The 26,434-nt window shown below is 61.7% G+C and carries 28 protein-coding genes and 1 tRNA gene; 21 read left to right on the plus strand and 8 right to left on the minus strand.

Going from position 1 to position 26,434, the window contains the following annotated elements; translation table 11 throughout:
• Window position 1 precedes the first annotated feature (1 nt).
• Window positions 2-877, minus strand: a complete 876-nt coding sequence (locus HX881_RS10270; RefSeq protein WP_177084228.1) for a DUF4087 domain-containing protein — start codon at window positions 875-877, stop codon at window positions 2-4.
• 200 nt (window positions 878-1,077) lie between these two features.
• Between HX881_RS10270 and HX881_RS10275 the strand changes: the two genes are divergently transcribed.
• From HX881_RS10275 to HX881_RS10285, 3 genes are all read left to right on the plus strand, one after another.
• The gene (locus HX881_RS10275) at window positions 1,078-1,575 is read left to right on the plus strand and encodes a sterol desaturase family protein (protein WP_177084237.1); all 498 of its coding nucleotides are present in this window, start codon (window positions 1,078-1,080) and stop codon (window positions 1,573-1,575) included.
• Between the two features lie 949 nt (window positions 1,576-2,524).
• Window positions 2,525-3,352 (plus strand): NYN domain-containing protein, encoded by an 828-nt coding sequence (locus HX881_RS10280; protein ID WP_177084239.1) that lies wholly within the window; start codon window positions 2,525-2,527, stop codon window positions 3,350-3,352.
• A gap of 34 nt (window positions 3,353-3,386) precedes the next feature.
• On the plus strand, window positions 3,387-3,902 hold the full coding sequence (locus tag HX881_RS10285) for a hypothetical protein (RefSeq protein WP_177084241.1): 516 nt from the start codon (window positions 3,387-3,389) through the stop codon (window positions 3,900-3,902).
• A gap of 135 nt (window positions 3,903-4,037) precedes the next feature.
• Here HX881_RS10285 and HX881_RS10290 read toward each other — a convergent pair whose 3' ends face one another.
• The 6 genes from HX881_RS10290 to HX881_RS10315 all read right to left on the minus strand — a co-directional run bounded on the left by HX881_RS10290 (window position 4,038) and on the right by HX881_RS10315 (window position 10,059).
• Window positions 4,038-4,259: a formate dehydrogenase subunit delta gene (locus HX881_RS10290; protein WP_017123682.1), complete on the minus strand. Its 222-nt coding sequence runs from the start codon at window positions 4,257-4,259 to the stop codon at window positions 4,038-4,040.
• Window positions 4,256-7,144 (minus strand): formate dehydrogenase subunit alpha, encoded by a 2,889-nt coding sequence (gene fdhF, locus HX881_RS10295; protein WP_177084243.1) that lies wholly within the window; start codon window positions 7,142-7,144, stop codon window positions 4,256-4,258. The genes HX881_RS10290 and fdhF overlap by 4 nt, the downstream gene beginning before the upstream one ends.
• A complete protein-coding gene (locus tag HX881_RS10300; protein ID WP_177084245.1) occupies window positions 7,141-8,703 on the minus strand; it encodes a formate dehydrogenase beta subunit in 1,563 nt (520 codons plus the stop codon). The genes fdhF and HX881_RS10300 overlap by 4 nt, the downstream gene beginning before the upstream one ends.
• The gene (locus HX881_RS10305; RefSeq protein WP_017123685.1) at window positions 8,700-9,176 is read right to left on the minus strand and encodes a formate dehydrogenase subunit gamma; all 477 of its coding nucleotides are present in this window, start codon (window positions 9,174-9,176) and stop codon (window positions 8,700-8,702) included. The genes HX881_RS10300 and HX881_RS10305 overlap by 4 nt, the downstream gene beginning before the upstream one ends.
• A gap of 374 nt (window positions 9,177-9,550) precedes the next feature.
• A complete protein-coding gene (locus HX881_RS10310; RefSeq protein WP_177084247.1) occupies window positions 9,551-9,880 on the minus strand; it encodes a hypothetical protein in 330 nt (109 codons plus the stop codon).
• Between the two features lie 94 nt (window positions 9,881-9,974).
• Window positions 9,975-10,059, minus strand: a tRNA-Leu gene (locus HX881_RS10315).
• A gap of 108 nt (window positions 10,060-10,167) precedes the next feature.
• On the opposite strand from HX881_RS10315, the gene queA reads away from it, so the two are divergent.
• The 6 genes from queA (at window position 10,168) to HX881_RS10345 (ending at window position 16,269) form a co-directional block, all read left to right on the plus strand.
• On the plus strand, window positions 10,168-11,232 hold the full coding sequence (gene queA / locus HX881_RS10320; protein WP_177084249.1) for a tRNA preQ1(34) S-adenosylmethionine ribosyltransferase-isomerase QueA: 1,065 nt from the start codon (window positions 10,168-10,170) through the stop codon (window positions 11,230-11,232).
• 14 nt (window positions 11,233-11,246) lie between these two features.
• The gene (tgt, locus tag HX881_RS10325) at window positions 11,247-12,362 is read left to right on the plus strand and encodes a tRNA guanosine(34) transglycosylase Tgt (protein WP_167331613.1); all 1,116 of its coding nucleotides are present in this window, start codon (window positions 11,247-11,249) and stop codon (window positions 12,360-12,362) included.
• A gap of 44 nt (window positions 12,363-12,406) precedes the next feature.
• Window positions 12,407-12,745, plus strand: a complete 339-nt coding sequence (gene yajC / locus HX881_RS10330) for a preprotein translocase subunit YajC (protein ID WP_017123690.1) — start codon at window positions 12,407-12,409, stop codon at window positions 12,743-12,745.
• Window positions 12,746-12,807: 62 nt separating this feature from the next.
• Window positions 12,808-14,676: a protein translocase subunit SecD gene (gene secD, locus HX881_RS10335; protein WP_177084252.1), complete on the plus strand. Its 1,869-nt coding sequence runs from the start codon at window positions 12,808-12,810 to the stop codon at window positions 14,674-14,676.
• Between the two features lie 9 nt (window positions 14,677-14,685).
• Window positions 14,686-15,600, plus strand: a complete 915-nt coding sequence (gene secF / locus HX881_RS10340) for a protein translocase subunit SecF (RefSeq protein WP_017123692.1) — start codon at window positions 14,686-14,688, stop codon at window positions 15,598-15,600.
• Window positions 15,601-15,720: 120 nt separating this feature from the next.
• On the plus strand, window positions 15,721-16,269 hold the full coding sequence (locus HX881_RS10345; protein WP_017123693.1) for a glycine zipper 2TM domain-containing protein: 549 nt from the start codon (window positions 15,721-15,723) through the stop codon (window positions 16,267-16,269).
• Window positions 16,270-16,344: 75 nt separating this feature from the next.
• On the opposite strand, the gene suhB is transcribed toward HX881_RS10345, so the two are convergent.
• Window positions 16,345-17,160 (minus strand): type III secretion system regulator SuhB, encoded by an 816-nt coding sequence (gene suhB, locus HX881_RS10350; RefSeq protein WP_017123694.1) that lies wholly within the window; start codon window positions 17,158-17,160, stop codon window positions 16,345-16,347.
• A 145-nt stretch (window positions 17,161-17,305) separates the two neighbouring features.
• Between suhB and trmJ the strand changes: the two genes are divergently transcribed.
• From trmJ to rlmN, 12 genes are all read left to right on the plus strand, one after another.
• On the plus strand, window positions 17,306-18,076 hold the full coding sequence (gene trmJ / locus HX881_RS10355) for a tRNA (cytosine(32)/uridine(32)-2'-O)-methyltransferase TrmJ (RefSeq protein WP_177084587.1): 771 nt from the start codon (window positions 17,306-17,308) through the stop codon (window positions 18,074-18,076).
• Between the two features lie 2 nt (window positions 18,077-18,078).
• Window positions 18,079-18,855 (plus strand): serine O-acetyltransferase, encoded by a 777-nt coding sequence (gene cysE / locus HX881_RS10360; RefSeq protein ID WP_177065206.1) that lies wholly within the window; start codon window positions 18,079-18,081, stop codon window positions 18,853-18,855.
• A 271-nt stretch (window positions 18,856-19,126) separates the two neighbouring features.
• Complete coding sequence (gene iscR / locus HX881_RS10365) at window positions 19,127-19,618, plus strand: Fe-S cluster assembly transcriptional regulator IscR (protein WP_026013140.1); 492 nt, start codon at window positions 19,127-19,129, stop codon at window positions 19,616-19,618.
• A gap of 50 nt (window positions 19,619-19,668) precedes the next feature.
• Window positions 19,669-20,883: an IscS subfamily cysteine desulfurase gene (locus tag HX881_RS10370; RefSeq protein ID WP_017123699.1), complete on the plus strand. Its 1,215-nt coding sequence runs from the start codon at window positions 19,669-19,671 to the stop codon at window positions 20,881-20,883.
• Window positions 20,884-20,985: 102 nt separating this feature from the next.
• Window positions 20,986-21,372 (plus strand): Fe-S cluster assembly scaffold IscU, encoded by a 387-nt coding sequence (iscU, locus tag HX881_RS10375; RefSeq protein ID WP_007929523.1) that lies wholly within the window; start codon window positions 20,986-20,988, stop codon window positions 21,370-21,372.
• A gap of 36 nt (window positions 21,373-21,408) precedes the next feature.
• Complete coding sequence (iscA, locus tag HX881_RS10380) at window positions 21,409-21,732, plus strand: iron-sulfur cluster assembly protein IscA (RefSeq protein WP_010565230.1); 324 nt, start codon at window positions 21,409-21,411, stop codon at window positions 21,730-21,732.
• Window positions 21,733-21,740: 8 nt separating this feature from the next.
• The gene (hscB, locus tag HX881_RS10385) at window positions 21,741-22,262 is read left to right on the plus strand and encodes a co-chaperone HscB (RefSeq protein WP_177084272.1); all 522 of its coding nucleotides are present in this window, start codon (window positions 21,741-21,743) and stop codon (window positions 22,260-22,262) included.
• A 51-nt stretch (window positions 22,263-22,313) separates the two neighbouring features.
• Window positions 22,314-24,176 (plus strand): Fe-S protein assembly chaperone HscA, encoded by a 1,863-nt coding sequence (gene hscA / locus HX881_RS10390; RefSeq protein WP_177084274.1) that lies wholly within the window; start codon window positions 22,314-22,316, stop codon window positions 24,174-24,176.
• A 2-nt stretch (window positions 24,177-24,178) separates the two neighbouring features.
• Complete coding sequence (gene fdx / locus HX881_RS10395; RefSeq protein WP_017123702.1) at window positions 24,179-24,520, plus strand: ISC system 2Fe-2S type ferredoxin; 342 nt, start codon at window positions 24,179-24,181, stop codon at window positions 24,518-24,520.
• 14 nt (window positions 24,521-24,534) lie between these two features.
• Window positions 24,535-24,735, plus strand: a complete 201-nt coding sequence (iscX, locus tag HX881_RS10400; protein WP_017123703.1) for a Fe-S cluster assembly protein IscX — start codon at window positions 24,535-24,537, stop codon at window positions 24,733-24,735.
• A gap of 100 nt (window positions 24,736-24,835) precedes the next feature.
• Complete coding sequence (gene ndk, locus HX881_RS10405) at window positions 24,836-25,261, plus strand: nucleoside-diphosphate kinase (RefSeq protein WP_007916882.1); 426 nt, start codon at window positions 24,836-24,838, stop codon at window positions 25,259-25,261.
• 28 nt (window positions 25,262-25,289) lie between these two features.
• Entirely contained in the window at window positions 25,290-26,432 is a 1,143-nt protein-coding gene (rlmN, locus tag HX881_RS10410; RefSeq protein ID WP_177084276.1) for a dual-specificity RNA methyltransferase RlmN, read from the plus strand.
• The last annotated feature ends 2 nt before the right edge of the window (window positions 26,433-26,434 follow it).

The raw sequence follows: 26,434 nt of genomic DNA on the forward strand, positions 1-26,434 counted from the left end.
TTTACTTCTTCTCGTCGAACCGCACCGAACGGATGATCGCGCTGAGGGTGTCGAAATCCTGGTAGTAACCCACGGTGTCGAACAGCAGCTGCGTCCTGGCGTTGTAGACAATTGCCATCAGGCAGGTGCCGCCGGCGGCGTGGAAGCCGGTCTCTTCATCGCCGACGCCACAGGTCTGGGTCGTCTGCATGCCTTTCCAGCCCGGGCCTTCGATCAGGTCGACGGGGCTGGGTGAGTCCATGCCGGCGCTGCGCATCCAGACGCCGTCTTCGAGGGAAAAGATCATGCTGTCGGCGGCCTGTTCCAGTGTGCCGTGCTGGACACACAGGTTGAGGGTGTATTCCTCGTTGGTCCTGGTCTTGGGCTGGTTGAGGTTCAGGCACTCCTTGATCTTGCTGACCTTCCAGCCCTTCGGGTAGCTGAAACTGAAGCCTTCGGCCTGATAGGGCTTCATTTCCCTGACCGGGCCTGACGTGGGGGTCGCAGTCGGGGCGAGCGGGTTTTCCGGCTCGCGCAGAGTCGCATCGTTGCGACAGGCCGCCAGCGGCCGGGCGGTGGCCTTGGTCAGGTTGTCCAGTCGACGGGTTTCGGGATCGGCGCTGGCGGTCATGCAGCCGCAGCCATAGCCGTAGTGGCCGTTGGTGCGCACCCACTGCGCATCGCTGAACTGCGGCCAGTCGCCCTCGGCCTGGTAGCCGCCCTGGCTGGCGATTTCCCAGGTGCCGTCGCGGTCGCTGAGGGTGGCGTTGGCCGGTGTCGGGTTCTCGAACCAGCCGCAGCGGCGTTCAACCTTGGCCGCGGCATGGGCCGGAAGACTCAGGCAAGCGAAGGTGAATGCGAGCAGGCAGAGCTGGCCGGGCAGGAAGAGGCGGGGCATGGAACGTCCTTGTCGGTGATCGTCACGGGGCGGCGCGGCACGGGCGTGCTGGCCGGCAGTTCGCGTGATGATAGCCAATATGGGGCTTTTCCCCCAGCGACGCCTGTCGCGGCAGGGCTCGATTTTCGCGCCCGGCAAGGTATGCTTGGACACCTTCTTCCGCTTGATTCCCTGACGTTCCCGCGAGCCGACAGCGTTCCATGATCAGCCACCTTGCCCTGTTCCTCTGCACCCTGGTCGCCATGGAGGGAGTCGGCTACCTGGCGCACAGGTACGTGATGCATGGCTGGGGCTGGTTCCTGCACCGTTCGCACCACGAGGAACACCTGGGGGCGTTCGAGACCAACGATCTCTACCTGCTGGTGCTGGCAGCGGTGGCGATCACCCTGATCGTGCTGGGCAATACCGGGCACGATCCCTTGCAGTGGATCGGCGCCGGCGTCGCGGCGTTCGGGATCATCTACGTGGTGGTGCATGACGGCATTGTGCACCGCTACTGGCCGTTCCGTCCGCGGCCGCGCAATCGCTACCTGAAACGCCTGTACCAGGCGCACCTGCTGCACCACGCGGTGAAAGGGCGCAAGAACAGTGTGTCGTTCGGCTTCCTGTATGCGCCGCCGTTGCGCACGCTGAAGCGCCAGTTGCGCGAATCGCGGCGTGGCGTTGAGTGTCGTGCTGAGTCGGGCGAGCAGGCCTGAGTCGGGACGAAAAAAAACCGCCTTAGTAGGGCGGTTTTTTTCGCAAAGCCAGTATGAAACTGATTTGCTGATCTCATAGAGACCTTCACGTGGACGGTTCAATGTTACTGAGACTCTTGGTGTTGTGCAACGCTCATCCACCGGGAGGGTTGGCTGGAACAAAGACTGGCTCAGTCTGAAATGTCTTGATTGAACTTCGCCGAAAAAAAAGCCTGATGGAAACATCTGAAGACTGGCGCTCGGATACGATGTCGGCGCTCTCACGTTAAAGGAGTGTCATGAGGCAGCCAGGCCTGCGCGCGCATTTTCGGACCCCCTGACACGGCTTAGTAACCCGTGCCGGATTCGCTCAGGGGGCCATCAGCCTGGCCGCCTCATGGAGTCCTTCACGTGGACTTGAAGGCGTACGTGTTCCGGTAAGTACGCTGGAGGTTTGGCCCACCTTGGGGGGCCAAAGTATGTCAAAGATCCTGCGACGTACCTGGAGCCTCGTAGTGAACGCATTCCGGGCTTATCGCTTGTATGAGTTTCTACGGGATCATTTCGACAATCAGCGGTAAGGATTGTTGAGGTGGCCTGCCCCGGCTTCGGTCGGGGCGGGTTTGAATTCGTACAAGTCTTGCGGAACACTCCTACAAATACTTTGTAACACTCGAACCTGTGGGAGCCGGGCTTGCCCACGAAAGCGCCGGCCCAGAAGGCGCGGGCTTCAAGTGAACGCCCAAGAATCCCCTCCGTTCTCACCTTCCTTTAGTCGTAAACCCCAGCCCGACCTGTGGACGCGGTAGTGTCAAAATAGTAGCGTCGCCCTCAAAGCCCCACGCTACTGGCCGTACCAACGCGCCAATGCCCCAGGCCTTCATGTTCGTTAAGGAAGACGTAGTGAACTGCCTGCCGGGTCCTGATCACGGTCAGCCCGCCCCAGGTAGTCACTTTTCAAGGATGAGTGATGGCTACCAAATCGCCCCACAACCACCAGCAGAAGCACCTGGCCGTGCTGATCGATGCGGACAACGCTCAGGCGGCGATTGTCGAAGGCCTGTTCGAGGAAGTCGCCAAATACGGCATCGCCAGCGTGAAGCGCATGTACGGCGACTGGACCTCGCCGCAACTGGGCAGTTGGAAAAAGCTGATGCTGGAACACTCCATCCAGCCTATCCAGCAATTCGCCTACACCAAGGGCAAGAACGCTACCGACAGCTCGCTGATCATCGATGCGATGGACCTGCTTTATACGCGCCGGTTCGACGGCTTTTGCCTGGTATCCAGTGACAGCGACTTCACCCGACTGGCCGCGCGCTTGCGTGAGGAAGGGATGACGGTCTATGGCTTCGGTGAAGAGAAAACGCCCAAGCCGTTTGTGTCCGCTTGCGACAAGTTTATCTATACCGAGATTTTGCGGGCTGAGGTGGCGGTTGAGCAGGGCGGGCAGGGGGAGAAAATACCTGCGGCGGCTCACCCTGTTGCTGAGGTAGAGAAGCCATCGTCTCCCCCAACCTCGGCCAAACAGCCGAAGGTGCCGGTGGAGTTCATCGCGAAGATCCTGGATGACATTGCCGATGAGGACGGATGGGCGCCTCTCGGAGCGTTGGGTAACAACATCAGCCAGCTACGTTCCGATTTCGACTCTCGGCTGTATGGGCACACCAAACTCAGTGGTTTGATTCGCAGCCAAAGCAAATCGTTTGAACTGGAAAGTCGAGGTGGTTCACCGACAGGTGGGGCGGTATTGTACGTGCGTAACAAGAACAGGGTTAACGGTCACTCGTCTCATTGATGTGGCCAGGTTAAAGAAGTAGATAAAGATTGATATGAAAAAAGTATGGATGGTTTTGTTGTGGGTGGTGGTTCTCACGGGGTGCGGACACAAGCAGATTGAGTACACGCCGAGGCCTGTTTCCGGAATGGATCGCCAGCAGGCGATAGATATCGTTGAGCAGGTATTCTATGAAGATTTCAGCAAGGGCCGGCCGCAGTCGGTTCAGGTGACGGAGCAATTCATTGCGTTATCCGATGGCACCGTTTCAAACGGTACAACCTACGGTACGGCTGCTCCGCTTGGTAATGGTGCAGTTGCGGTTGGTAGTTCGACGGTAACGACCAAGGAAAGAGGACAGCGTCTCTATTTTAGTTCGATAAGCTCGGTCAGCCTCTATCAAAGCAATGTTCGCAAAGGACGCTATGCCGTGATCATTCGTGCGGCTGAGGGAGGGCAGGTGCGAACGGTGAGAACGTTGAGTCTTGAAAAGGCTCAGAGGTTTGTTGATGCGTTGGAGTATCTGCGGATAGGGGCGGGAAAAGTCATGAGTAAAAATACGCTTCCCTGAGTGCTCTTGGTGTTGCGCGACCCTTGAATCCTCACTGCCAATCCAGCGGACCTAGCCTTTGAGCAGACAGCTTCCAGGAGCGCCCCTTGGCCTGCTTTCACAGGCCAAGGGGTAATCCCAAACAGTTGTGTGTACCTAAGCCTCCCACCCCGCCCCACTGACCGCTTCCTGCGCCAGTGGATGCAGGTCCGCACCTTGATGCGTGGTTTGCCAGGCCAGCAGTTCCTTGCGCATCCCCGGCGTCCAGAACATCTGCAGATGGTTGCGCACGCCCAGCACGGCCTGGTGCTGGTCCGGTTCGCTGGAGAAGTACTGGGCGATCTGGTTGGCCATCTTGATCAGGTTTTCAGTGCTCATCGGCGTACCTCCGCTTTTGCCCCGGTGCTGCGCGCATGGCGGCGTTCGTCGAGCAGGCGTTGTTGTTCGTCACTGAAGGCCTGGAAGCGTTTCTGCCACTCGGAAGGGTGATACACACGGCTGACTTCCACGGCGGTGACCTTGTACTCCGGACAGTTGGTGGCCCAGTCGGAGTTGTCGGTGGTGATGACGTTGGCGCCCGATTCCGGGAAGTGGAAGGTGGTGTACACCACGCCCGGAGCGACCCGTTCGGTCACCCGTGCGCGCAGCACGGTCTGGCCCGCGCGGCTGCCGATACCGACCCAGTCGCCCTCGTTGATACCCCGGCTCTCGGCATCGGTCGGGTGGATTTCCAGGCGGTCTTCGTCGTGCCAGGCGACGTTGTCGGTGCGCCGGGTCTGGGCGCCGACGTTGTACTGGCTGAGGATGCGTCCGGTGGTCAGCAACAGCGGATAGCGGTTGTTGACCTTTTCCTCGGTGGGCACGTAGCCGGTGAGCATGAAGCGCCCCTTGCCGCGCACGAACTGCTCGATGTGCATGGTCGGCGTGCCGTCCGGCGCCGCGGCGTTGCACGGCCATTGCAGGCTGCCATGGCTGTCCAGGGCGGCGTAGCTGACGTTGGTGAAGGTCGGCGTCAGGCTGGCGATTTCATCCATGATTTCCGACGGGTGCTTGTAGTTCATCGGATAGCCCAGGGCGTTGGCCAGGGCCACGGTGCCTTCCCAGTCGGCCTTGCCGCCCAGCGGCTCCATGACCTTGCGTACCCGCGAAATGCGCCGCTCGGCGTTGGTGAAGGTGCCGTCCTTTTCCAGGAACGAGCTGCCCGGCAGGAACACGTGGGCGAACTTGGCGGTTTCGTTGAGGAAGATGTCCTGCACCACCACGCATTCCATGGCCGACAGCGCCGCGGTGACGTGCTGGGTATTCGGATCGCTCTGGGCGATGTCTTCGCCCTGGCAGTACAGGCCCTTGAAGCTGCCGGCCAGGGCCGACTCGAACATGTTGGGAATGCGCAGGCCCGGATCGGGTTGCAGGGTGACGTTCCAGGCCTGTTCGAACTGCGCCCGTACCACTTCGTTGGAGATATGCCGGTAGCCGGGCAGTTCGTGGGGGAAGGAGCCCATGTCGCAGGAACCCTGGACGTTGTTCTGCCCCCGCAGCGGGTTGACGCCGACGCCTTCGCGGCCGATGTTGCCGGTGGCCATGGCCAGGTTGGCGATGCCCATGACCGCGGTACTGCCCTGGCTGTGTTCGGTGATGCCCAGGCCGTAGTAGATCGCCGCGTTGCCGGCGCTGGCGTAGAGGCGGGCGGCGGCACGGATGTCGGCCGCATCGACGCCGCAGATCAGGCCAAGGACTTCCGGCGAGTTTTCCGCGCGGCTGACGAATTCGCTCCAGCGGGCGAAATCGCTGCCTTCGCAACGGGCGTCGATAAAGGCCTGGTCGAGCAGGTTCTCGCTGACGATAACGTGGGCCAGGGCGTTGAGCATGGCGACGTTGGTGCCAGGGCGCAGGGCCAGGTGCAGGTCGGCGCGGGCATGCACCGAGTCCACCAGGTCGATGCGCCGCGGGTCGATGACGATCAACCGGGCGCCCTCGCGCAGGCGGCGCTTGAGTTGGGAGGCGAATACGGGGTGGGCGTCGCTGGGGTTGGCGCCCATGACCAGGATCACGTCGGCCTGCATCACCGAGTCGAAACTCTGGGTGCCGGCGGATTCGCCCAAGGTCTGTTTCAGGCCGTAGCCGGTGGGCGAGTGGCAGACCCGCGCGCAGGTGTCGACGTTGTTGTTACCGAAGGCGGCGCGCACCAGCTTCTGTACCAGGTAGGTTTCTTCGTTGGTGCAGCGGCTGGAGGTGATGCCACCGATGGAGTCGCGGCCGTATTTCTGCTGCAGGCGACGGAATTCGCCAGCGGCGTAGGTCACCGCTTCATCCCAGCTGACTTCCTGCCAGGGATCGCTGATGTGCTTGCGGATCATCGGCTTGGTGATGCGATCCGGGTGGGTGGCGTAGCCCCAGGCAAAGCGGCCCTTGACGCAGGAGTGGCCGTGGTTGGCCTGGCCGTTCTTGTCGGGAACCATGCGCACCAGTTGGTCGCCTTTCATCTCGGCGCGGAACGAGCAGCCCACGCCGCAGTAGGCGCAGGTGGTGATCACGGCGTGTTCGGGCTGGCCCAGTTCGACCACGCTTTTTTCCATCAGCGTCGCGGTGGGGCAGGCTTGCACGCAGGCGCCGCAGGACACGCATTCCGAGTCGAGGAAATCCTCGCCACCGGCGGCCGCGACCCGGGATTCGAAACCGCGTCCGGTGATGGTCAGGGCAAAGGTGCCCTGGGTTTCTTCACAGGCGCGCACGCAGCGGTTGCAGACGATGCACTTGCTCGGGTCGTAGTCGAAGTAGGGATTGGAGGTGTCTTTCTTGTCGGCGAGGTGGTTTTCACCTTCGTAGCCGTAGCGCACCTCCCGCAGGCCGACCTGGCCGGCGACGGTCTGCAACTCGCAGTTGCCGTTGGCCGAGCAGGTCAGGCAGTCCAGCGGGTGATCGGAGATGTACAGTTCCATGACGTTGCGCCGCAGGGTGGCGAGCTTCGGCGTCTGGGTGTGCACGGTCATGCCTTCGCTGACCGGCGTGGTGCAGGACGCCGGGTAGCCGCGCATGCCGTCGATCTCCACCAGGCACATGCGGCAGGAGCCGAAGGCTTCCAGGCTGTCGGTGGCGCACAGTTTCGGAATGCTGGTGCCCAGCAACGCGGCGGCGCGCATGACCGAGGTGCCTTCGGGCACGCTGATGCTGCGGCCGTCGATGGTCAGGGTGACCTGCACCTGGCTGTCGCGGGCAGGGGTGCCCAGGTCGATATCGGTTTTCGGGTCGAAGAGAGTGATCATTGGTCGGCCTCCGAGGGCTGCAGACCGAAGTCGGCGGGGAAATGCTTGAGGGCGCTGGCCACCGGATAGGAGGTCATGCCGCCCAACGCACACAGCGAACCGTATTGTAGGGTGTCGCACAGGTCCTTGAGGATGATCGCCTGTTCATCGCGACCGCCCTGGTCGGGTGCGGCCAGCAGGCGATCGATCACCTCCACGCCGCGGGTGGAGCCGATGCGGCACGGGGTGCATTTGCCACAGGATTCCTCGGCGCAGAACTGCAGGGCGAAGCGCGCCATGCGGGCCATGTCGAGACTGTCGTCCGCCACCACCACGCCACCGTGGCCGAGCATGGCACCGATGGCGGCGAAAGCTTCGTAATCCAGCGGCGTGTCGAATTGCCCGGGTGGCACCCAGGCCCCGAGAGGGCCACCGACCTGGGCTGCCTTCAGCGGCCGGCCACTGGCGGTGCCGCCGCCATAGTCTTCCACCAGCTCGCGCAGGGTCAGGCCAAAGGCCCTTTCGACCAGGCCGCCGTGACGGATATTGCCCGCCAGCTGGAAGGGCATGGTGCCCAGGGAACGGCCCATGCCGTAGTCGCGATAGAACTGCGCGCCTTTCGCCAGGATCAGCGGCACCGAGGCCAGGGTCAGTACGTTGTGCACCAGGGTCGGCTGGCCGAACAGGCCTTGCAGGGCGGGGATCGGCGGCTTGGCGCGGACGATCCCACGCTTGCCTTCGAGGGAGTCCAGAAGCGCGGTTTCCTCGCCACAGATATAGGCGCCGGCACCGACGCGGACTTCCATGTCGAAAGCCTGGCCGCTGCCGCTGACATTGGTGCCGAGATAGCCGGCGGCGCGGGCGATGTCCAGGGCTTCGCGCAAGGTCGCCACGGCCTGGGGATATTCCGAGCGTACATAGATGTAGCCGTAGCTGGCCCCGACGGTGAGGCCGGCAATGGCCATGCCCTCGATCAGCAGGAAGGGGTCGCCTTCCATCAGCATGCGGTCGGCGAAGGTGCCGGAGTCGCCTTCGTCGGCGTTGCAGACGATGTACTTCTGCGCAGCCTGGGTACCACGCACCGTGCGCCATTTGATCCCGGCGGGGAACGCCGCGCCGCCGCGTCCGCGCAGGCCGGAATCGAATACAGCGGTGGCGGTCTGTTCGCCACCGAGGGCGATGGCCCGGGCCAGGCCCTCGAAGCCGCCGTGGGCACGGTAATCCTCCAGGGACAGCGGTCGGGTAATGCCTGCGCGAGCGAACAGCAGGCGTTGCTGGCTCTTCAGGTAGGGCAATTCTTCCACGGGGCCGAGGGCCAGTGGATGGGTGGCGGGATCACCTTGCAGGGCGTCGAGCAGCGACGGTACGTCGGCGGCGGTCAGCGGACCGAAGCCGATACGGCCTTGCGGGCTGTCGATTTCCAGCAGCGGTTCGAGCCAGTACAGGCCACGGGAGCTGGTGCGGTGCAGCTCCAGCGGCAGATGGCGTTCCCGGGCCTGGGCGGCAAAGGCCGTGGCGACTTCATCGGCACCGACGGCGCGGGCCAGGGAGTCAGCGGGCAGATAGAGGCTGGGCATCATGCGTCCTCCCGGCAGGCGTCGAGCAGGGCATCCAGGCGTTCGGCGCTGAGCCGTGCATGCACCTGGCCATCCAGCTCCAGGGCGGGCGAGCAGGCGCAGGCACCGAGGCAATAGACCGGACGCAGGCTGATGCTGCCGTCGGCGCTGCTGCCGTGGTCGTCCAGTTGCAGGCGCTCGCGCAGTTGCGCGGCGAGCTGCTCGGCGCCGCGACTCTGGCAGGACTCGGCCCGGCACAGGCGCAGGATATGTCGGGCCGGGGGGGCGGTGCGGAAGTCGTGGTAGAAACTGATCACCCCGCGAACTTCGGCCTGGCTCAGGTTGAGGGCGTGGGCAATCTCGGGGATGGCGGCATCGGGGATGTAGCCGATGCCCGCCTGAATCTCATGAAGGATGGGCAACAGTGCGCCGGGGGAGCCTTTGTGGCGCTCCAGCAGGCTGTTGACCATAGGCAGGTGCAGCATCTCATCAGGCATACAGCATTCCTCACGGTCACGGACAAACCACAAGGTTGTCGGTTGTCCGAAAGTGTCGGCTGCGGCATTCACACCACGTCACGGTATCGTGGCATTTTCGGCCGTTGGCCAGGCACCCTGAGCGGGCATCTTGTTGGGCCCGGTGCGGTCTTTGCCGCACCTCTTCAGGGCATAAAGGGCAGCTTGCCACGCTGTCTTTGGTTTATCGGCACCAAAGCGACGTGCACGGTTCTTTCCGCGACTACCGTTGAGTATAGAAGGGTGTTGCCCGGGACATGGGGCGGGCGGCGGAATCGGCAAAAAAACGAGGCGAAAAAAAACGACTTAGAATGGCTTTCGCCTGATTCATGAGAGGGGACGGTGAGCGCGGCTCATTACTGAATGTCTTTCAGGTAGTCCTTGAGCAAGACGAGCGGTGCATTCATTTCTTCGGTGGTCCGCGCCTGGCTGAAGTCCGTTGCCAGTCTGTGCAGTTCGCGCCCCAGGGGCTTGTCCGTTCCGCCCACGGCGTCCAGCGCCACCGTTATGCACGCATTCATCTTCTGCTGGATAGCGTCGACATCGCGGTTGCGCACCAGCAAGTCGAACACGTCCCGCTGATAGTCACTCATGACCAGATCGTCGCGCAAAATCGGGCTCTGGCCTTCGGTTTCATAAGCCAGCTTGAGGGCAAAAAGGGCGACTGTTTCCAGTGACGATTCCATGGTGCCGGGTCCTCTGTCGTCGTGTGTGGCGGACGATGGCCGCTTTTCTGCAGACGAAAAAAAAGACCTTGATAATCAAGGTCTTTTTCAATTTTGGTGCCCCGAGGGAGACTCGAACTCCCACTCCTTTCGAAAACGGATTTTGAATCCGCCGCGTCTACCAATTCCGCCATCAGGGCTCAATGGCGGCGAAGTATAGAGACGCCATTACCGTTGGTCAATCGCCTTTCATGGTCAATATGGGTGAATTCCGCTAAACTTTCCGGCCCTGCTAGACGAACCCCATCATGCGCGTCGCTGACTTTACTTTCGAGCTCCCCGATTCCCTGATCGCTCGCCATCCGCTGGCCGAGCGTCGCAACAGCCGCCTGCTGACCCTGGATGGGCCCAGCGGCGCGCTGGCACATCGTCAATTCACTGATTTGCTTGAGCATTTACGCCCGGGCGACTTGATGGTGTTCAACAATACCCGGGTCATTCCGGCCCGTCTTTTCGGCCAGAAAGCCTCCGGCGGCAAGCTGGAAATTCTCGTCGAGCGAGTGCTCGACAGCCACCGTGTGCTGGCTCATGTGCGCTCCAGCAAGTCGCCCAAACCCGGCTCGAAGATCCTCATCGAAGGGGGGGGGGAAGCCGAGATGCTCGCCCGTCACGACACCCTGTTCGAACTGGGTTTCGCCGAGGAAGTACTGCCCCTGCTGGAGCGCGTCGGCCACATGCCGTTGCCTCCTTATATAGACCGTCCCGACGAGTGCTCGGACCGCGAGCGTTACCAGACGGTCTATGCCGAGCGCCTGGGCGCCGTGGCCGCGCCGACTGCCGGCCTGCATTTCGATCAGCCGCTGCTGGAGGCCATTGCCGCCAAGGGCGTCGAAACCGCGTTCGTGACCCTGCATGTCGGCGCCGGCACCTTCCAGCCGGTGCGCGTGGAGCGCATCGAAGACCACCATATGCATAACGAATGGCTGGAAGTCAGCCAGGCTGTCGTGGACGCCGTCGCCGCCTGCCGCGCGCGTGGTGGTCGGGTGATTGCGGTAGGCACTACCAGCGTACGCTCGCTGGAAAGCGCTGCCCGCGATGGCGTGCTCAAGCCGTTCAGTGGCGATACCGACATCTTTATCTACCCGGGCCGGCCGTTCCATGTGGTCGACGCCCTGGTCACCAACTTCCACCTGCCCGAATCCACGCTGCTGATGCTGGTTTCGGCCTTCGCCGGTTACCCCGAAGCCATGGCCGCCTACAAGGCCGCCGTGGACAACGGCTACCGCTTCTTCAGTTACGGTGATGCGATGTTCATCACCCGCAACCCCGCGCCGACCGGACCCCAGGAATCGGCACCCGAGGATCAAGCATGAGTCGCACCAGTCGTATGTCGTTCGAGTTGCTCGCCACCGATGGCAAGGCCCGTCGCGGTCGCCTGACCTTCCCGCGCGGCACCGTCGAGACCCCGGCGTTCATGCCGGTGGGCACCTACGGCACGGTCAAGGGCATGCTGCCACGGGATATCGTCGCCACCGGTGCCGAGATCATCCTGGGCAACACCTTCCACCTGTGGCTGCGCCCGGGCACCGAAGTGATCAAAAAACACGGCGACCTGCACGACTTCATGCAGTGGAAGGGGCCGATCCTCACCGACTCCGGCGGTTTCCAGGTGTTCAGCCTGGGCGCCATGCGCAAGATCAAGGAGGAGGGCGTGACCTTCGCTTCGCCGGTCGACGGTGCCAAGGTGTTCATGGGGCCGGAAGAGTCGATGCAGGTCCAGCGCGACCTGGGTTCGGACATCGTGATGATTTTCGACGAGTGCACGCCGTACCCGGCGGATGAAGATGTCGCCCGGGTGTCCATGGAACTGTCGCTGCGCTGGGCCCAGCGCTCGAAGAATGCCCATGGCGACAACACCGCGGCGCTGTTCGGTATCGTCCAGGGCGGCATGCACCAGAACCTGCGCATGCGCTCCCTCGAAGGCCTCGACAAGATCGGTTTCGACGGCCTGGCCATCGGCGGCCTGTCGGTGGGCGAGCCCAAGCACGAGATGATCAAGGTGCTGGATTACCTGCCGGGCCAGATGCCCGCTGACAAACCTCGTTACCTTATGGGCGTTGGCAAGCCGGAGGATCTCGTGGAGGGTGTTCGCCGCGGGGTGGACATGTTCGATTGCGTGATGCCGACCCGTAATGCCCGCAACGGGCATCTGTTCGTCGATACCGGCGTGCTGAAGATCCGTAACGCGTTCCATCGCCATGATGATTCGCCGCTGGATCCGACCTGCGATTGCTACACCTGCCAGAACTTCTCCCGTGCTTATCTGCATCATCTGGACAAGTGCGGCGAAATGCTGGGGAGTATGTTGAATACCATCCACAATTTGCGCCATTACCAACTGCTTATGGCTGGTTTGCGCGAGGCTATTCAACAGGGTACATTGGCCGCCTTTGTCGATGCCTTCTACGCCAAGCGCGGGCTTCCCGTGCCGCCTTTGGACTGATCTTTTCAGACCTTAGAACTACATATTTGCAACTGGAGTGTCACATGAGCTTTTTCATCTCTTCCGCCCTGGCGGACACCGCTGCACCTGCCGCTGCAGGTCCGATGGGCGGTGGTTTCGAATGGATTTTCCTGGTCGGCTTCCTGGTCATCTTCTACCTGATGATCTGGCGTCCACAGGCCAAGCGCGCCAAGGAGCAGAAAAACCTGCTGGGCAACCTGGCCAAGGGTGACGAAGTGGTGACCACCGGTGGTATCGCCGGCAAGATCCTGAAAGTGACCGACGATTTCGTCGTGCTGGAAGTTTCCGACACCGTCGAAATGAAGTTCCAGAAGGGTGCCATCGCGGCCACTCTGCCTAAAGGCACGCTGAAAGCGATCTAAGTTTCAACATTCAACAATCGACGGGGCGCGCAAGGCGCCCCGCGTCATAAGCGGGCGGCGTGATGCTGAACAAATACCCTCTGTGGAAATACGTACTGATCCTGGCGGTGCTGGCGGTCGGTTTTATTTATTCCGCTCCCAATCTCTACCCTGACGATCCGGCCATCCAGGTCAGCGGCGCCAGCACGGCGTTGCAGGTCAACCAGGCCGATCTGGACCGGGTGAGCAAGGCGCTCACCGAAGCCGGCATCGCCGTCAAGGGTGCCACCCTGGCCGCCAACGGCAAGGACGGCCTGCTGCGCCTGACCAAGCAGGAAGACCAACTGCCGGCCAAGGACGTGGTGCGTAAAGCCCTCGGCGACGACTACGTGGTGGCCCTCAACCTGGCACAGACCACCCCGCAATGGCTGCGCAGCCTCGGCGCGCACCCGATGAAGCTGGGTCTGGACTTGTCCGGTGGTGTGCACTTCCTGCTGGAAGTGGACATGGACAAGGCCCTCGATGCCCGCCTGAAAGTCTACGAAGGCGACGTCAAGAGCCTGTTGCGCAAGGAGCGTGTGCGTTATCGCAGCCTGCCGCAGCTCAATGGCGCCATTCAACTGGGCTTCTCCGACAATGATTCCCGCGAGCAGGCCCGTGCCCTGATTCGCAAGAGCTTCAACGATTTCGACATTGTTCCGGCTGATCTGAATGGCCAGGCGGTACTGCGTCTGGCGATGACCCCGGCCAAGCTGGCGGAAATCCGTGAATACTCCATCAAGCAGAACCTGACCACGGTACGTAACCGCGTCAACGAGCTGGGTGTGGCCGAGCCGCTGGTTCAGCGCCAGGGTGCCAACCGCATCGTGGTCGAGCTGCCGGGCGTGCAGGACACGGCTGAAGCCAAGCGTATCCTCGGCAAGACCGCCAACCTCGAATTCCGCCTGGCCGCCGAGCCGGGTGCGTCGAAGGCGACTTCCGAAGAGTTCGAGTTCCGTGAAGGCAACCGTCCTCCGGCGCTGATCGAGCGTGGGCTGATCATCACCGGTGACCAGGTGACCGATGCCAAGGCCGGTTTCGGCGAGCACGGTACCCCGGAAGTGAACATCCGCCTGGATGGTCATGGTGGCGAACTGATGAGCCGCGCCACGCGCAGCAACGTCGGTCGCCAGATGGCGGTGATCTTCATCGAACAGCGTCCGATCACCACCTACAGCAAGCAAGTGGTCAACGGTGTCGAGAAAGACGTGCCGGTACAGACTTTCAAGGAAGAGAAGAAGATCATCAGCCTGGCGACCATCCAGTCGCCGCTGGGCGCGCAGTTCCGCATCACCGGCCTGAACGGCCAGGGCGAATCCTCGGAACTGGCCCTGTTGCTGCGTGCCGGTGGTCTGGCCGCGCCGATGTACTTCGCTGAAGAACGTACCATTGGCCCGAGCCTGGGTGCCGACAACATCACCAAGGGTATCGATGCGTCGTTGTGGGGCATGCTGTTCGTCTCGCTGTTCATCATCGCCATCTACCGCTTCTTCGGCATCATCGCCACCGTGGCGCTGGCCTTCAACATGGTCGCGCTGCTGGCCCTGATGTCCTTGCTGGGAGCGACACTGACCCTGCCGGGTATCGCCGGTATCGTCCTGACCATGGGTATGGCGGTCGACGCCAACGTACTGATCTTCTCGCGGATACGTGAAGAGATCGCGGCGGGCATGACGGTTCAGCGGGCGATCAACGAGGGCTTCAGTCGTGCCTATACGGCGATTGTCGACGCCAACCTGACCACCTTGCTGGTGGGCGGCATCCTGTTCGCCATGGGTACCGGTCCGGTCAAGGGCTTTGCGGTGACCATGTCCCTCGGGATCTTTACCTCGATGTTCACGGCCATCATGGTGACCCGCGCGATGGTCAACCTGATCTTCGGCGGTCGTGACTTCAAGAAGTTGTGGATTTAAGGGGCTGCCATGTTACGTACTATCAACTTCATGGGCGTTCGCAACATTGCGTTCGGCGTCACCGTGCTCCTTACCGTTCTGGCGTTGTTCAGCTGGTTCCATAAGGGCCTGAACTACGGTCTGGATTTCACCGGCGGTACGCTGATCGAGCTGACCTACGAGCGTCCGGCCGATGTCACCAAGGTCCGTGAGCAACTGGTCACGGCCGGTTATCACGAGGCGATCGTGCAGAGCTTCGGCGCGACCACCGACCTGCTGGTGCGGATGCCGGGTGAAGACCCGCAACTGGGTCACCAGGTGGCGGATGCGCTGCAGAAGACCGGCGGCGACAACCCGGCGCAGGTCAAGCGCGTCGAGTTCGTCGGCCCGCAGGTGGGTGAAGAGCTGCGCGACCAGGGCGGCCTCGGCATGCTGATGGCGCTGGGCGGCGTCCTGATCTACCTGGCTTTCCGCTTCCAGTGGAAGTTCGCGGTCGGCGCCATCGTGTCGCTGATCCACGACGTGGTCGTGACCGTGGGTATCCTGTCGTTCTTCCAGATCACCTTCGACCTGACGGTGCTGGCGGCGGTACTGGCGATCATCGGTTACTCGCTCAACGACACCATCGTGGTATTCGACCGGGTTCGCGAGAACTTCCGGGTGCTGCGCAAGGCCAGCCTGATCGAGAACATCAACATCTCGACCACCCAGACCCTGCTGCGGACCATGGCGACGTCGATCTCCACCCTGCTGGCGATCGCGGCCCTGCTGTTCTTCGGTGGCGACAACCTGTTCGGTTTCTCCATCGCACTGTTCGTCGGTGTGCTGGCGGGTACCTACTCGTCGATCTACATCGCCAACGTGGTGTTGATCTGGCTGAACCTGAACAGCGAGGACCTGATTCCTCCGGCCAACACCCAGAAGGAAATCGACGACCGTCCTTGACGTTCGTTTTTCCTCCGGCTGTCACCTGAGAAGGCGCGAGTATTGAACTCGCGCCTTTTTTCATGCTCCAAGGCTAGGAGAGATGCGGATATTTCCCGCGGAGATGGTCAGGAGGTTCACGTGAACAAGTCGTTGCTGGTGGGTGCGGTATTGGGTGCTGTCGGTGTCACCGCCGGAGGTGCTGTTGCGACCTACAGCATGGTGAAGAGCGGCCCTGAGTATGCTCAAGTATTGGCGGTCGAACCTGTGAAGACGCAGGTCAAGACACCGCGCGAAGTGTGCAAGGACGTTGCCGTGACCCGGCAGAAGCCGGTGCAGGACGAGCATCGCCTGGCCGGTACGGCGCTGGGTGCGGTGGGCGGTGGACTGCTGGGCAGTCTGGTGGGCGGTGGCAAGGGCAAGACCCTGGCAACGGTAGTGGGTGCGGTCGGTGGCGGTTATGCCGGTAACAAGGTGCAGGAGGGCATGCAGGAGCGTGATACCTACACCACGACCCAGACCCGCTGCAACACGGTCAATGACATCAGCGACAAGGTCGTGGGTTATGACGTGCGTTACCAACTCGACGGCAAGGAAGGCAAGGTGCGCATGGATCGTGATCCGGGCAACCAGATTCCGGTCGACAAGGAAGGTCGCCTGATTCTCAGCCAGAACCAGCCTGCCCAGTAATCGCTCCGGGGGTTGACCCCGGATCGCAGGCACAAAAAAAGCACCCCTCGGGGTGCTTTTTTCATGGCCGGGCGCTTAGCGCTTCAGCGAAGCCGGCAGGTGCGGCTGGATTGCGGTCAACACGGCCTTGAAGCACTTGGTGTTGCCGGCGACGATATGGCCCTTCTCAAGGAAGTCGTGACCGCCGGTGAAGTCGCTCACCAGGCCGCCCGCTTCCTGGATCAGCAGTGCGCCCGCTGCCATGTCCCACTCGGACAGGCCCGACTCCCAGAAGGCATCGAAACGACCGGCGGCCACATAGGCCAGGTCGAGGCTCGCGGCACCGGCGCGGCGGATGCCGGCGGTCTGGCCGACCAGGGCGCGGAACATGCCCAGGTAGTTGTCGATGTTGTCCATCTGGTCGTCGCGGAACGGGAAGCCGGTGCCCAGTAGGGCGCCGTCGAGGCTGGTGCGACCGCTGACGCGCAGGCGGCGACCGTTCAGCTGGGCGCCACGGCCACGGCTGGCGGTGAATTCTTCCTGGCGAACCGGGTCCAGAACCACGGCGTGCTCAAGGCGGCCGCGGTATTTGCAGGCGATGCTGACCGCGAAGTGCGGGATGCCGCGCAGGAAGTTGGTGGTGCCATCAAGTGGGTCGATGATCCACAGGTATTCTTCGCCTTCGCCGCTACCGGCGTGGAAACCGGTTTCTTCACCGCGGATGGCGTGGGTCGGATACGCTTTGCGCAGAGCGTCGATGATTTTCTGCTCGGCAGCACGATCAACCTCGGACACGTAGTCCTTGGCGTCTTTTTCGTCGACCTTGATGGTATCCAGGCGCTCGATGGAGCGGAAAATCAATTCACTGGCGCTGCGGGCGGCGCGCAGCGCGATATTCAGCATGGGCTGCATGGACGTTTCACCTAGAGTGTTAAAGAAAGCCGAACATTCTAACAGAAAAGTGTTATCGGTGAAGGACGACATTCAGTTTCGTGGCGTAAACCCGAGTGCTTCTGTAAGATTTGCTCCCCTTTGCCCTGTCCGAGAGCGCCTGCCCGTGCTGCAAAATATTCGTGTCGTCCTGGTCAATACCAGTCATCCGGGCAATATCGGCGGGGCTGCGCGAGCCATGAAGAACATGGGATTGTCGCGCCTGATACTGGTCGAGCCGCGCATCTTTCCGTCCCATGAGGCCGATGCGCGTGCCTCCGGCGCCACCGACATCCTTGAAAACGCCCAGGTCGTCGCCACTTTGGAAGAGGCGCTGGTCGGCTGCAACCTGGTGTTCGGCACCAGTGCGCGGGATCGGCGGATTCCCTGGCCGTTGCTGGACCCGCGCGAGTCCGGCGTGAAAGTGGTCGAGGAGGCGGCGCAGGATGCGCAGATCGCCCTGGTGTTCGGTCGCGAAGATTCCGGCCTGACCAATGACGAACTGCAGCGATGTCATTATCACGTGCATATCCCATCTGACCCCGGATTCAGTTCGCTGAACCTCGGGGCGGCGGTGCAGGTGTTGAGTTATGAGGTGCGCATGGCCTGGTTGGCGGCTGAAGGCCAGCCGCACAAGGTCGAGAAGGATGAAGTGGCGTCCACCCGCAGTGGTGAATTGGCGACCATGGATGAGCTGGAGCGATTTTATGAGCACCTGGAACAGACGCTGGTGGCCATCGAGTTCCTCGATCCGGAAAAGCCGCGGCACCTCATGGCGCGCCTGCGCCGCCTTTACGGACGCAGCTCGGTCAGCCGGGCGGAAATGAATATATTGCGTGGCATCCTCACGGAAACCCAGAAAGCGGCCCGTGGCGAGCTTCTTAAGCGGAAGGATTAATGATGTTCGAGCGTTTGCGTGAAGATATCCAGAGCGTATTCCATCGTGACCCGGCGGCGCGCAATGCCTTTGAAGTCCTGACCTGCTACCCCGGCATGCACGCCATCTGGCTGCATCGCCTGAGTCATTCGCTGTGGGGCATGGGCTGGAAGTGGCTGGCGCGGGTGGTGTCGAACTTCGGCCGCTGGTTGACCGGTATCGAGATCCATCCGGGCGCCAAGGTCGGGCGGCGTTTCTTCATCGACCACGGCATGGGCATCGTGATCGGTGAAACCGCCGAGATCGGCAACGATGTGACTCTCTACCAGGGGGTGACCCTGGGTGGTACCAGCTGGAACAAGGGCAAGCGCCATCCGACCCTGGAAGACGGCGTGGTGGTCGGCGCCGGCGCCAAGGTGCTGGGGCCGTTCACGGTCGGTGCCGGGGCCAAGGTCGGCTCCAATGCGGTGGTGACCAAGGCGGTTCCGCCAGGGGCGACGGTGGTGGGGATTCCGGGGCGGATCATCATGAAGTCCGACGACCAGCAGGAGGCCAAGCGCAAGGCGATGGCCGAGAAGCTGGGCTTCGATGCCTATGGCGTCAGCGAAGACATGCCGGATCCGGTGGCGCGGGCCATCGGCCAGATGCTCGATCACCTGCAGGCGGTCGATGGGCGCCTGGAAGGCATGTGCGGTGCGCTGAAGGACCTGGGCAGCAGCTACTGCGCCAAGGATCTGCCGGAGTTGCACTGTGAAGGCTTTGTCGAAGTGAAGGACGAGGGCGAGGTCAAGGCAGGCTGATCTGCGTCGGGTTTGCCGGCCTCTTCGCAGGCAAGCCCGCTCCCACAAGGTCAGGGCTGTATCGAATCCTGTGGGAGCGGGCTTGCCCGCGAAGCATTTCAAGGACGACAAAAACCATCGGTCTAGCGCGATGCCATTACGCTTGTGACTTTGCTACAATGCGCGCGCTCTTTTACGGGTAATCCCGACTAAAGTACTAGGTCTTATAGTTGACTTAAATACTCGGGAATAGCATACTCGTCCTCATTCCGTAACTCCGTGGTAATTGTCCATGCGACTGACTACAAAAGGCCGATACGCGGTGACCGCCATGCTCGATCTGGCGTTGCACGCGCAACACGGGCCGGTGTCCCTGGCCGATATCTCCGAGCGCCAAGGCATCTCCCTGTCCTACCTCGAACAGCTTTTCGCCAAATTGCGTCGCAGCAACCTGGTGTCGAGTGTCCGTGGTCCGGGCGGCGGCTATCAGCTGTCGCGCGACATGCAGGGGATCCAGGTCGCCCAGGTGATCGACGCGGTGAATGAATCGGTCGACGCCACCAAGTGCCAGGGGCTCGGTGATTGCCATTCCGGCGACACCTGCCTGACCCACCACCTGTGGTGCGACCTCAGCCTGCAGATCCACGAATTTCTCAGTGGTATCAGCTTGGCGGACCTTGTGACTCGCCGTGAGGTACAAGAAGTCGCCCAGCGTCAGGATCAGCGCCGCTGTAATGGCAAGGCGCCACGCCTGGATAAGATCGAAGCGTCCGCCGTCGAATGACAGCCAAAGAGCCCGCGGTGCGCCAGCCAGCCTGATTTAGGAGATAGTCCATGAAATTGCCGATTTACCTTGATTACTCAGCGACCACCCCGGTTGATCCGCGTGTCGCGCAGAAAATGAGTGAATGCCTGCTGGTCGACGGAAACTTCGGTAACCCGGCCTCGCGTTCCCACGTCTTCGGCTGGAAGGCCGAGGAGTCGGTCGAGAACGCCCGCCGCCAGGTCGCCGACCTGGTCAATGCCGACCCGCGTGAAATCGTCTGGACCTCCGGTGCCACCGAGTCCGACAACCTGGCGATCAAGGGTGTCGCGCATTTCTACCACACCAAGGGCAAGCACCTGATCACCAGCAAGATCGAGCACAAGGCGGTCCTCGACACCACGCGCCAACTGGAGCGTGAAGGTTTCGAAGTCACCTATATCGAGCCTGGCGAAGACGGCCTGATCACCCCGGCCATGGTCGAAGCCGCCCTGCGCGACGACACCATCCTGGTTTCGATCATGCACGTGAACAACGAGATCGGCACCGTCAACGACATCGCCGCCATCGGTGAGCTGACCCGCTCGCGCGGCGTGCTGTTCCATGTTGACGCAGCCCAGTCGACCGGCAAGGTCGATATCGACCTGCAGAAGCTGAAAGTCGACCTGATGTCCTTCTCGGCCCACAAGACCTACGGTCCCAAAGGCATCGGCGCGCTGTACGTCAGCCGCAAGCCGCGGGTGCGCCTCGAGGCGACCATGCACGGCGGCGGTCACGAGCGCGGCATGCGTTCCGGTACCCTGGCGACCCACCAGATCGTCGGCATGGGTGAAGCCTTCCGCGTGGCCAAGGAAGACATGGCTGCCGAGAACGTGCGCATCAAGGCCCTGAGCGACCGCTTCTACAAGCAGGTCGAGCACCTGGAAGAGCTGTACATCAACGGCAGCATGACCGCCCGCGTACCGCACAACCTGAACCTGAGCTTCAACTACGTCGAAGGCGAGTCGCTGATCATGGCACTCAAGGACCTGGCGGTTTCCTCCGGTTCCGCCTGCACCTCGGCTTCGCTGGAGCCTTCGTACGTACTGCGCGCCCTGGGCCGCAACGACGAACTGGCACACAGCTCGATCCGCTTCACCTTCGGTCGCTTCACCACCGAAGAAGAAATCGATTACGCCGCGCAGAAAGTCTGCGAGGCCGTGACCAAGCTGCGCGCCCTGTCGCCGCTGTGGGACATGTTCAAAGATGGCGTCGATATCTCGAAGATCGAGTGGGCGGCACACTAACTATAGAAGCCGCCGGATACAGGTCCTGTAGCGACGCGGCGACTGACGCAAGCGGAACTGCAGGGTCTCAAGAGCGGCCCTGATGAGTGAGGATTAAGTACCATGGCTTACAGCGAAAAGGTCATCGACCACTACGAAAACCCGCGTAACGTCGGCAAGATGAATGCCGAGGACCCGGATGTCGGTACCGGCATGGTCGGGGCTCCGGCGTGCGGCGACGTGATGCGTCTGCAGATCAAGGTCAACGAACAGGGCATCATCGAAGACGCCAAGTTCAAGACCTACGGTTGCGGTTCGGCCATCGCCTCCAGCTCCCTGGCGACCGAGTGGATGAAAGGCAAGACTCTGGATGAAGCAGAGACCATCAAGAACACTCAGCTGGCCGAAGAACTGGCCCTGCCGCCAGTGAAGATCCACTGCTCGGTACTCGCCGAAGACGCCATCAAGGCCGCCGTTCGCGATTACAAGCAGAAGAAAGGCCTGATCTAAACGATCCGGCGTTCAAGCGATTAGTAAGGAGTCACGATGGCTATCAGCATGACAGAAGCGGCTGCTCGACACGTGCGACGCTCCCTTGACGGGCGCGGCAAAGGTGAAGGGATTCGTCTGGGTGTTCGCACCACAGGCTGTTCCGGCCTTGCCTACGTGCTGGAGTTCGTCGACGAGGTGGTGGCGGAAGATCAGGTGTTCGAGAGTCACGGCGAGAAAGTGATCATCGACCCGAAAAGCCTCACCTACCTGGACGGCACCGAGCTGGATTTCGTCAAGGAAGGGTTGAACGAAGGCTTCAAGTTCAACAACCCCAACGTACGCGGTGAGTGTGGCTGCGGCGAAAGCTTCAACATCTGAGGCTATTCGTGGGTACTCCTTGTCATTTCGCTTTATTCGAGTTGCAGCCGAGCTTCACGCTGGACCTCGAACAGTTGGCCGCGCGCTACCGAGAGTTGGCGCGCGCCGTTCATCCGGACCGCTTTGCCGACGCTTCCGAGCGTGAGCAACGGCTGGCCCTGGAGCAATCCGCGAGCCTCAACGAGGCCTACCAGACGCTCAAGAGCCCTCCCAAGCGTGCGCGCTATCTGCTCGCCATGGGCGGTCGCGAGCTGCCATTGGAAGTCACGGTGCATGATCCGGACTTCCTGATGCAGCAGATGCAATGGCGCGAAGAGCTCGAAGACCTGCAGGACGATGCCGACCTGCCGGGCATCGCCGCGTTCAAGCGACGCCTGAAAACGGCCCAGGATGAACTGAACGACAGCTTCGCAGCCTGCTGGAACGATGCCGCGCAACGCGAACAGGCCGAGCGCCTGATGCGGCGCATGCAGTTCCTCGACAAGCTCACCTACGAAGTGCGCCAGTTAGAAGAGCGCCTCGACGATTAACCCAGTGCCGCTCCGGTCGCACGCCTGATATTCAGATAAGTCCAGATAACGATGGCCCTACTGCAGATCGCCGAACCCGGCCAAAGTCCCCAACCGCACCAGCGTCGCCTGGCGGTCGGGATTGACTTGGGTACTACCAATTCGCTGGTCGCTGCATTGCGCAGTGGTCTTTCCGAGCCCCTGGCCGATGCTGACGGGCAGGTGATCCTGCCGTCCGCGGTGCGCTACCACGCCGACCGTATCGAGGTCGGCCAGTCGGCCAAGCTGGCGGCCGCCAGTGATCCGCTCAATACCGTGCTGTCGGTGAAGCGCCTGATGGGCCGTGGCCTGGCGGACGTCAAGCAACTGGGCGAGCAACTGCCTTACCGCTTTGTCGGCGGTGAGTCGCACATGCCGTTCATCGATACCGTGCAGGGTCCGAAAAGCCCGGTCGAAGTCTCCGCCGATATCCTCAAGGTGCTACGTCAGCGCGCCGAGGCAGCCCTGGGCGGTGAACTGGTCGGGGCGGTAATCACCGTGCCGGCCTATTTCGACGATGCCCAGCGCCAGGCGACCAAGGACGCGGCCCGGCTGGCCGGCCTGAGCGTCCTGCGCCTGCTCAACGAACCGACCGCCGCGGCCGTGGCCTATGGCCTGGACCAGCACGCCGAAGGCCTGGTCGCGATCTACGACCTGGGCGGCGGTACTTTCGACATCTCTATCCTGCGCCTGACCGGCGGGGTCTTCGAGGTCTTGGCCACCGGTGGCGACAGCGCCCTGGGCGGCGATGACTTCGATCACGCGATTGCCGGCTGGATCATCGAGCAGGCCGGCTTGTCCGCCGACCTCGATCCGGGTGCCCAGCGCAGCCTGTTGCAGGCGGCCTGCGCGGCCAAGGAAGCGTTGACCGACGCTGACTCGGTCGAGGTGGTCCATGGCGACTGGCGTGCCCAGCTGACCCGTGAAGCGTTTGATGCCCTGATCGAGCCGATGATCGCCCGCAGCCTCAAGGCCTGCCGGCGTGCGGTGCGGGACTCGAATGTCGAGCTTGAAGACGTGCACGCGGTGGTCATGGTCGGCGGTTCGACCCGTGTGCCCCGTGTGCGCGAGGCCGTCGCCGAGATGTTCGGTCGCCAGCCGTTGACCGAAATCGATCCGGATCAGGTGGTGGCCATCGGTGCCGCCATCCAGGCCGATACCCTGGCCGGCAACAAGCGCGACGGTGGCGAACTGCTGCTGCTCGATGTGATTCCGCTGTCCCTTGGTCTCGAAACCATGGGTGGGCTGATGGAGAAGGTGATTCCGCGCAACACCACCATTCCCGTCGCCCGCGCCCAGGATTTCACCACCTACAAGGACGGCCAGTCGGCCATGGCGATTCACGTGCTGCAAGGCGAGCGTGAACTGATCAGCGACTGCCGCTCCCTGGCGCGCTTCGAACTGCGGGGCATTCCGGCGATGGTTGCCGGCGCGGCGAAGATCCGCGTGACCTTCCAGGTCGATGCCGACGGCCTGCTCAATGTCACGGCTCGCGAGCTGGGTTCGGGCGTCGAGTCGAGTATCCAGGTCAAGCCGTCCTATGGCCTGACCGACGGTGAAATTGCCCGCATGCTCAAGGACTCGTTCAAGTATGCCGGTGATGACAAGGTTGCCCGCGTGTTGCGCGAGCAGCAGGTCGATGCGCAACGCCTGATCGAAGCGGTGCAGGGTGCCCTCGAGGCCGACGGCGAACGCCTGCTCGATGCCGAGGAGCGCATGGTCATCGAATTGCAGATGCAGGAATTGAGTGAATTGATGAAAGGCACCGATGGTTATGCCATCGAGCAACAGACCAAGCGTCTGTCGCAAGTGACCGATGCCTTTGCCGCCCGCCGCCTGGATTCGACGGTGAAAGCCGCCCTGGCGGGACGCAACCTGAATGAGATTGAGGAATAACGATGCCGCAGGTCATTTTTCTGCCCCACGAGAAGTTCTGCCCGGAAGGGATGGTAGTAGAGGCTGAGCCCGGCACTTCGATCCTCGATCTGGCGCATGAGCACCATATCGAGATGGAAAGCGCCTGTGGCGGCGTCTGCGCCTGCACCACCTGTCATTGCATCATTCGCGAAGGCTTCGATTCGCTGGAAGAGGCCGATGAGCTGGAAGAAGATTTCCTGGATCGGGCCTGGGGCCTGGAAGCGCAGTCACGCCTGGGTTGCCAGGCGATTGTCGGCACCGAAGACCTGACCGTCGAGATTCCAAAGTATTCGCTCAACCATGCCGCGGAAGCGCCACACTGATTCGAGGAACTATCATGAGTCTGAAGTGGACTGATGTGCTGGAAATCGCGATCCAGCTGGCTGAAAGCAAGCCGGATGTCGATCCGATGTCGGTGAATTTCGTCGATCTGCGCAAGTGGGTCATGGAACTGCCGGAGTTCGACGACAAACCGGAACACTGTGGCGAGAAGATCCTGGAGGCCATTCAGGCCCACTGGATCGAAGAACGCGACTGATCCCTGGCTGCAGGCAATACCTGAGTTAGGCAATACCCAAGAACCCGCGTATAATTCGCGGGTTTAATTTTTCGCAAATTATCGTTTCTGGAGTTACACCATGGCTGTTCAACGCACTTTCTCCATCATCAAGCCTGACGCTGTTGCAAAAAACGTTATCGGCGAGATCACCACCCGTTTCGAAAAAGCCGGCCTGCGCGTTGTCGCTTCGAAACTGAAGCAACTGTCCAAGGCCGAAGCCGAAGGCTTCTACGCTGAGCACAGCGCTCGTGGTTTCTTCGGCGACCTGGTTGCCTTCATGATCTCCGGTCCTGTCGTTGTCCAGGTTCTGGAAGGCGAAAACGCTATCGCTCTGAACCGTGAGCTGATGGGCGCCACCAACCCTAAAGAAGCGGCTGCCGGCACCATCCGTGCTGACTTCGCCGATTCCATCGACGCCAACGCTGTACACGGTTCGGACTCCGAAGCCGCTGCCGCTCGCGAAATCTCGTACTTCTTCGCAGCTACTGAAGTAACCACTCGCTAAGCAAAGGCTTGGGAGTGAGGGTGAATCCATGACTGTATCAATCGGCAAAACAAACCTGTTGGGTCTGACTCAACCGGAAATGGAAAAATTCTTCGACTCAATCGGGGAGAAGCGTTTCCGTGCCGGTCAGGTCATGAAGTGGATTCACCACTTTGGCGTCGATGATTTCGACGCCATGACGAACGTCAGCAAGGCCTTGCGCGAAAAGCTCAAGACCGTCGCCGAGGTTCGTGGTCCTGAAATCGTCAGCGAGGACATTTCCACCGACGGCACCCGCAAGTGGGTGGTGCGCGTGGCGTCCGGCAGCTGCGTCGAGACCGTCTACATTCCCCAGGGCAAACGCGGCACCTTGTGCGTTTCGTCCCAGGCAGGCTGTGCCCTGGATTGCAGTTTCTGCTCCACCGGCAAGCAAGGCTTCAACAGCAACCTCACTGCCGCCGAAGTCATCGGCCAGGTGTGGATTGCCAACAAATCCTTTGGCAGCGTCCCGGCCACCATCGACCGTGCCATCACCAACGTGGTGATGATGGGCATGGGCGAGCCGCTGCTCAACTTCGACAACGTCATCGCCGCCATGCGCCTGATGATGGACGACCTGGGCTACGGCATCTCCAAGCGCCGCGTGACCCTGTCGACCTCCGGCGTGGTGCCGATGATCGATGTGCTGGCCGAGCATATCGACGTCTCCCTGGCGTTGTCGCTGCACGCACCGAATGACGCATTGCGTAACCAATTGGTGCCGATCAACAAGAAGTATCCGCTTAAGATGCTGCTCGAATCGTGCCGTCGCTATATGGCGACCCTCGGCGAGAAGCGTGTCCTGACCGTCGAGTACACCCTGCTCAAGGATGTCAACGACCAGGTCGAGCACGCGGTCGAGATGATCGAGCTGCTCAAGGATACGCCGTGCAAGATCAACCTGATCCCGTTCAACCCGTTCCCGCATTCGGGCTACGAGCGCCCGAGCAACAATGCGATCCGGCGTTTCCAGGATCTGTTGCACCAGGCCGGCTACAACGTCACGGTACGTACCACCCGCGGTGAAGACATTGATGCTGCCTGCGGGCAGTTGGTCGGGCAGGTGCTGGATCGCACCCGCCGTAGCGAACGTTATATCGCGGTGCGTGAACTGAGCGCCGATGCCGATATGTCGAAAAGCGCTTCGAACTGAAC

Origin of the sequence: Pseudomonas gingeri (assembly GCF_013386115.1) — a bacterium.
In the GTDB taxonomy this organism is placed as follows: domain Bacteria; phylum Pseudomonadota; class Gammaproteobacteria; order Pseudomonadales; family Pseudomonadaceae; genus Aquipseudomonas; species Aquipseudomonas gingeri.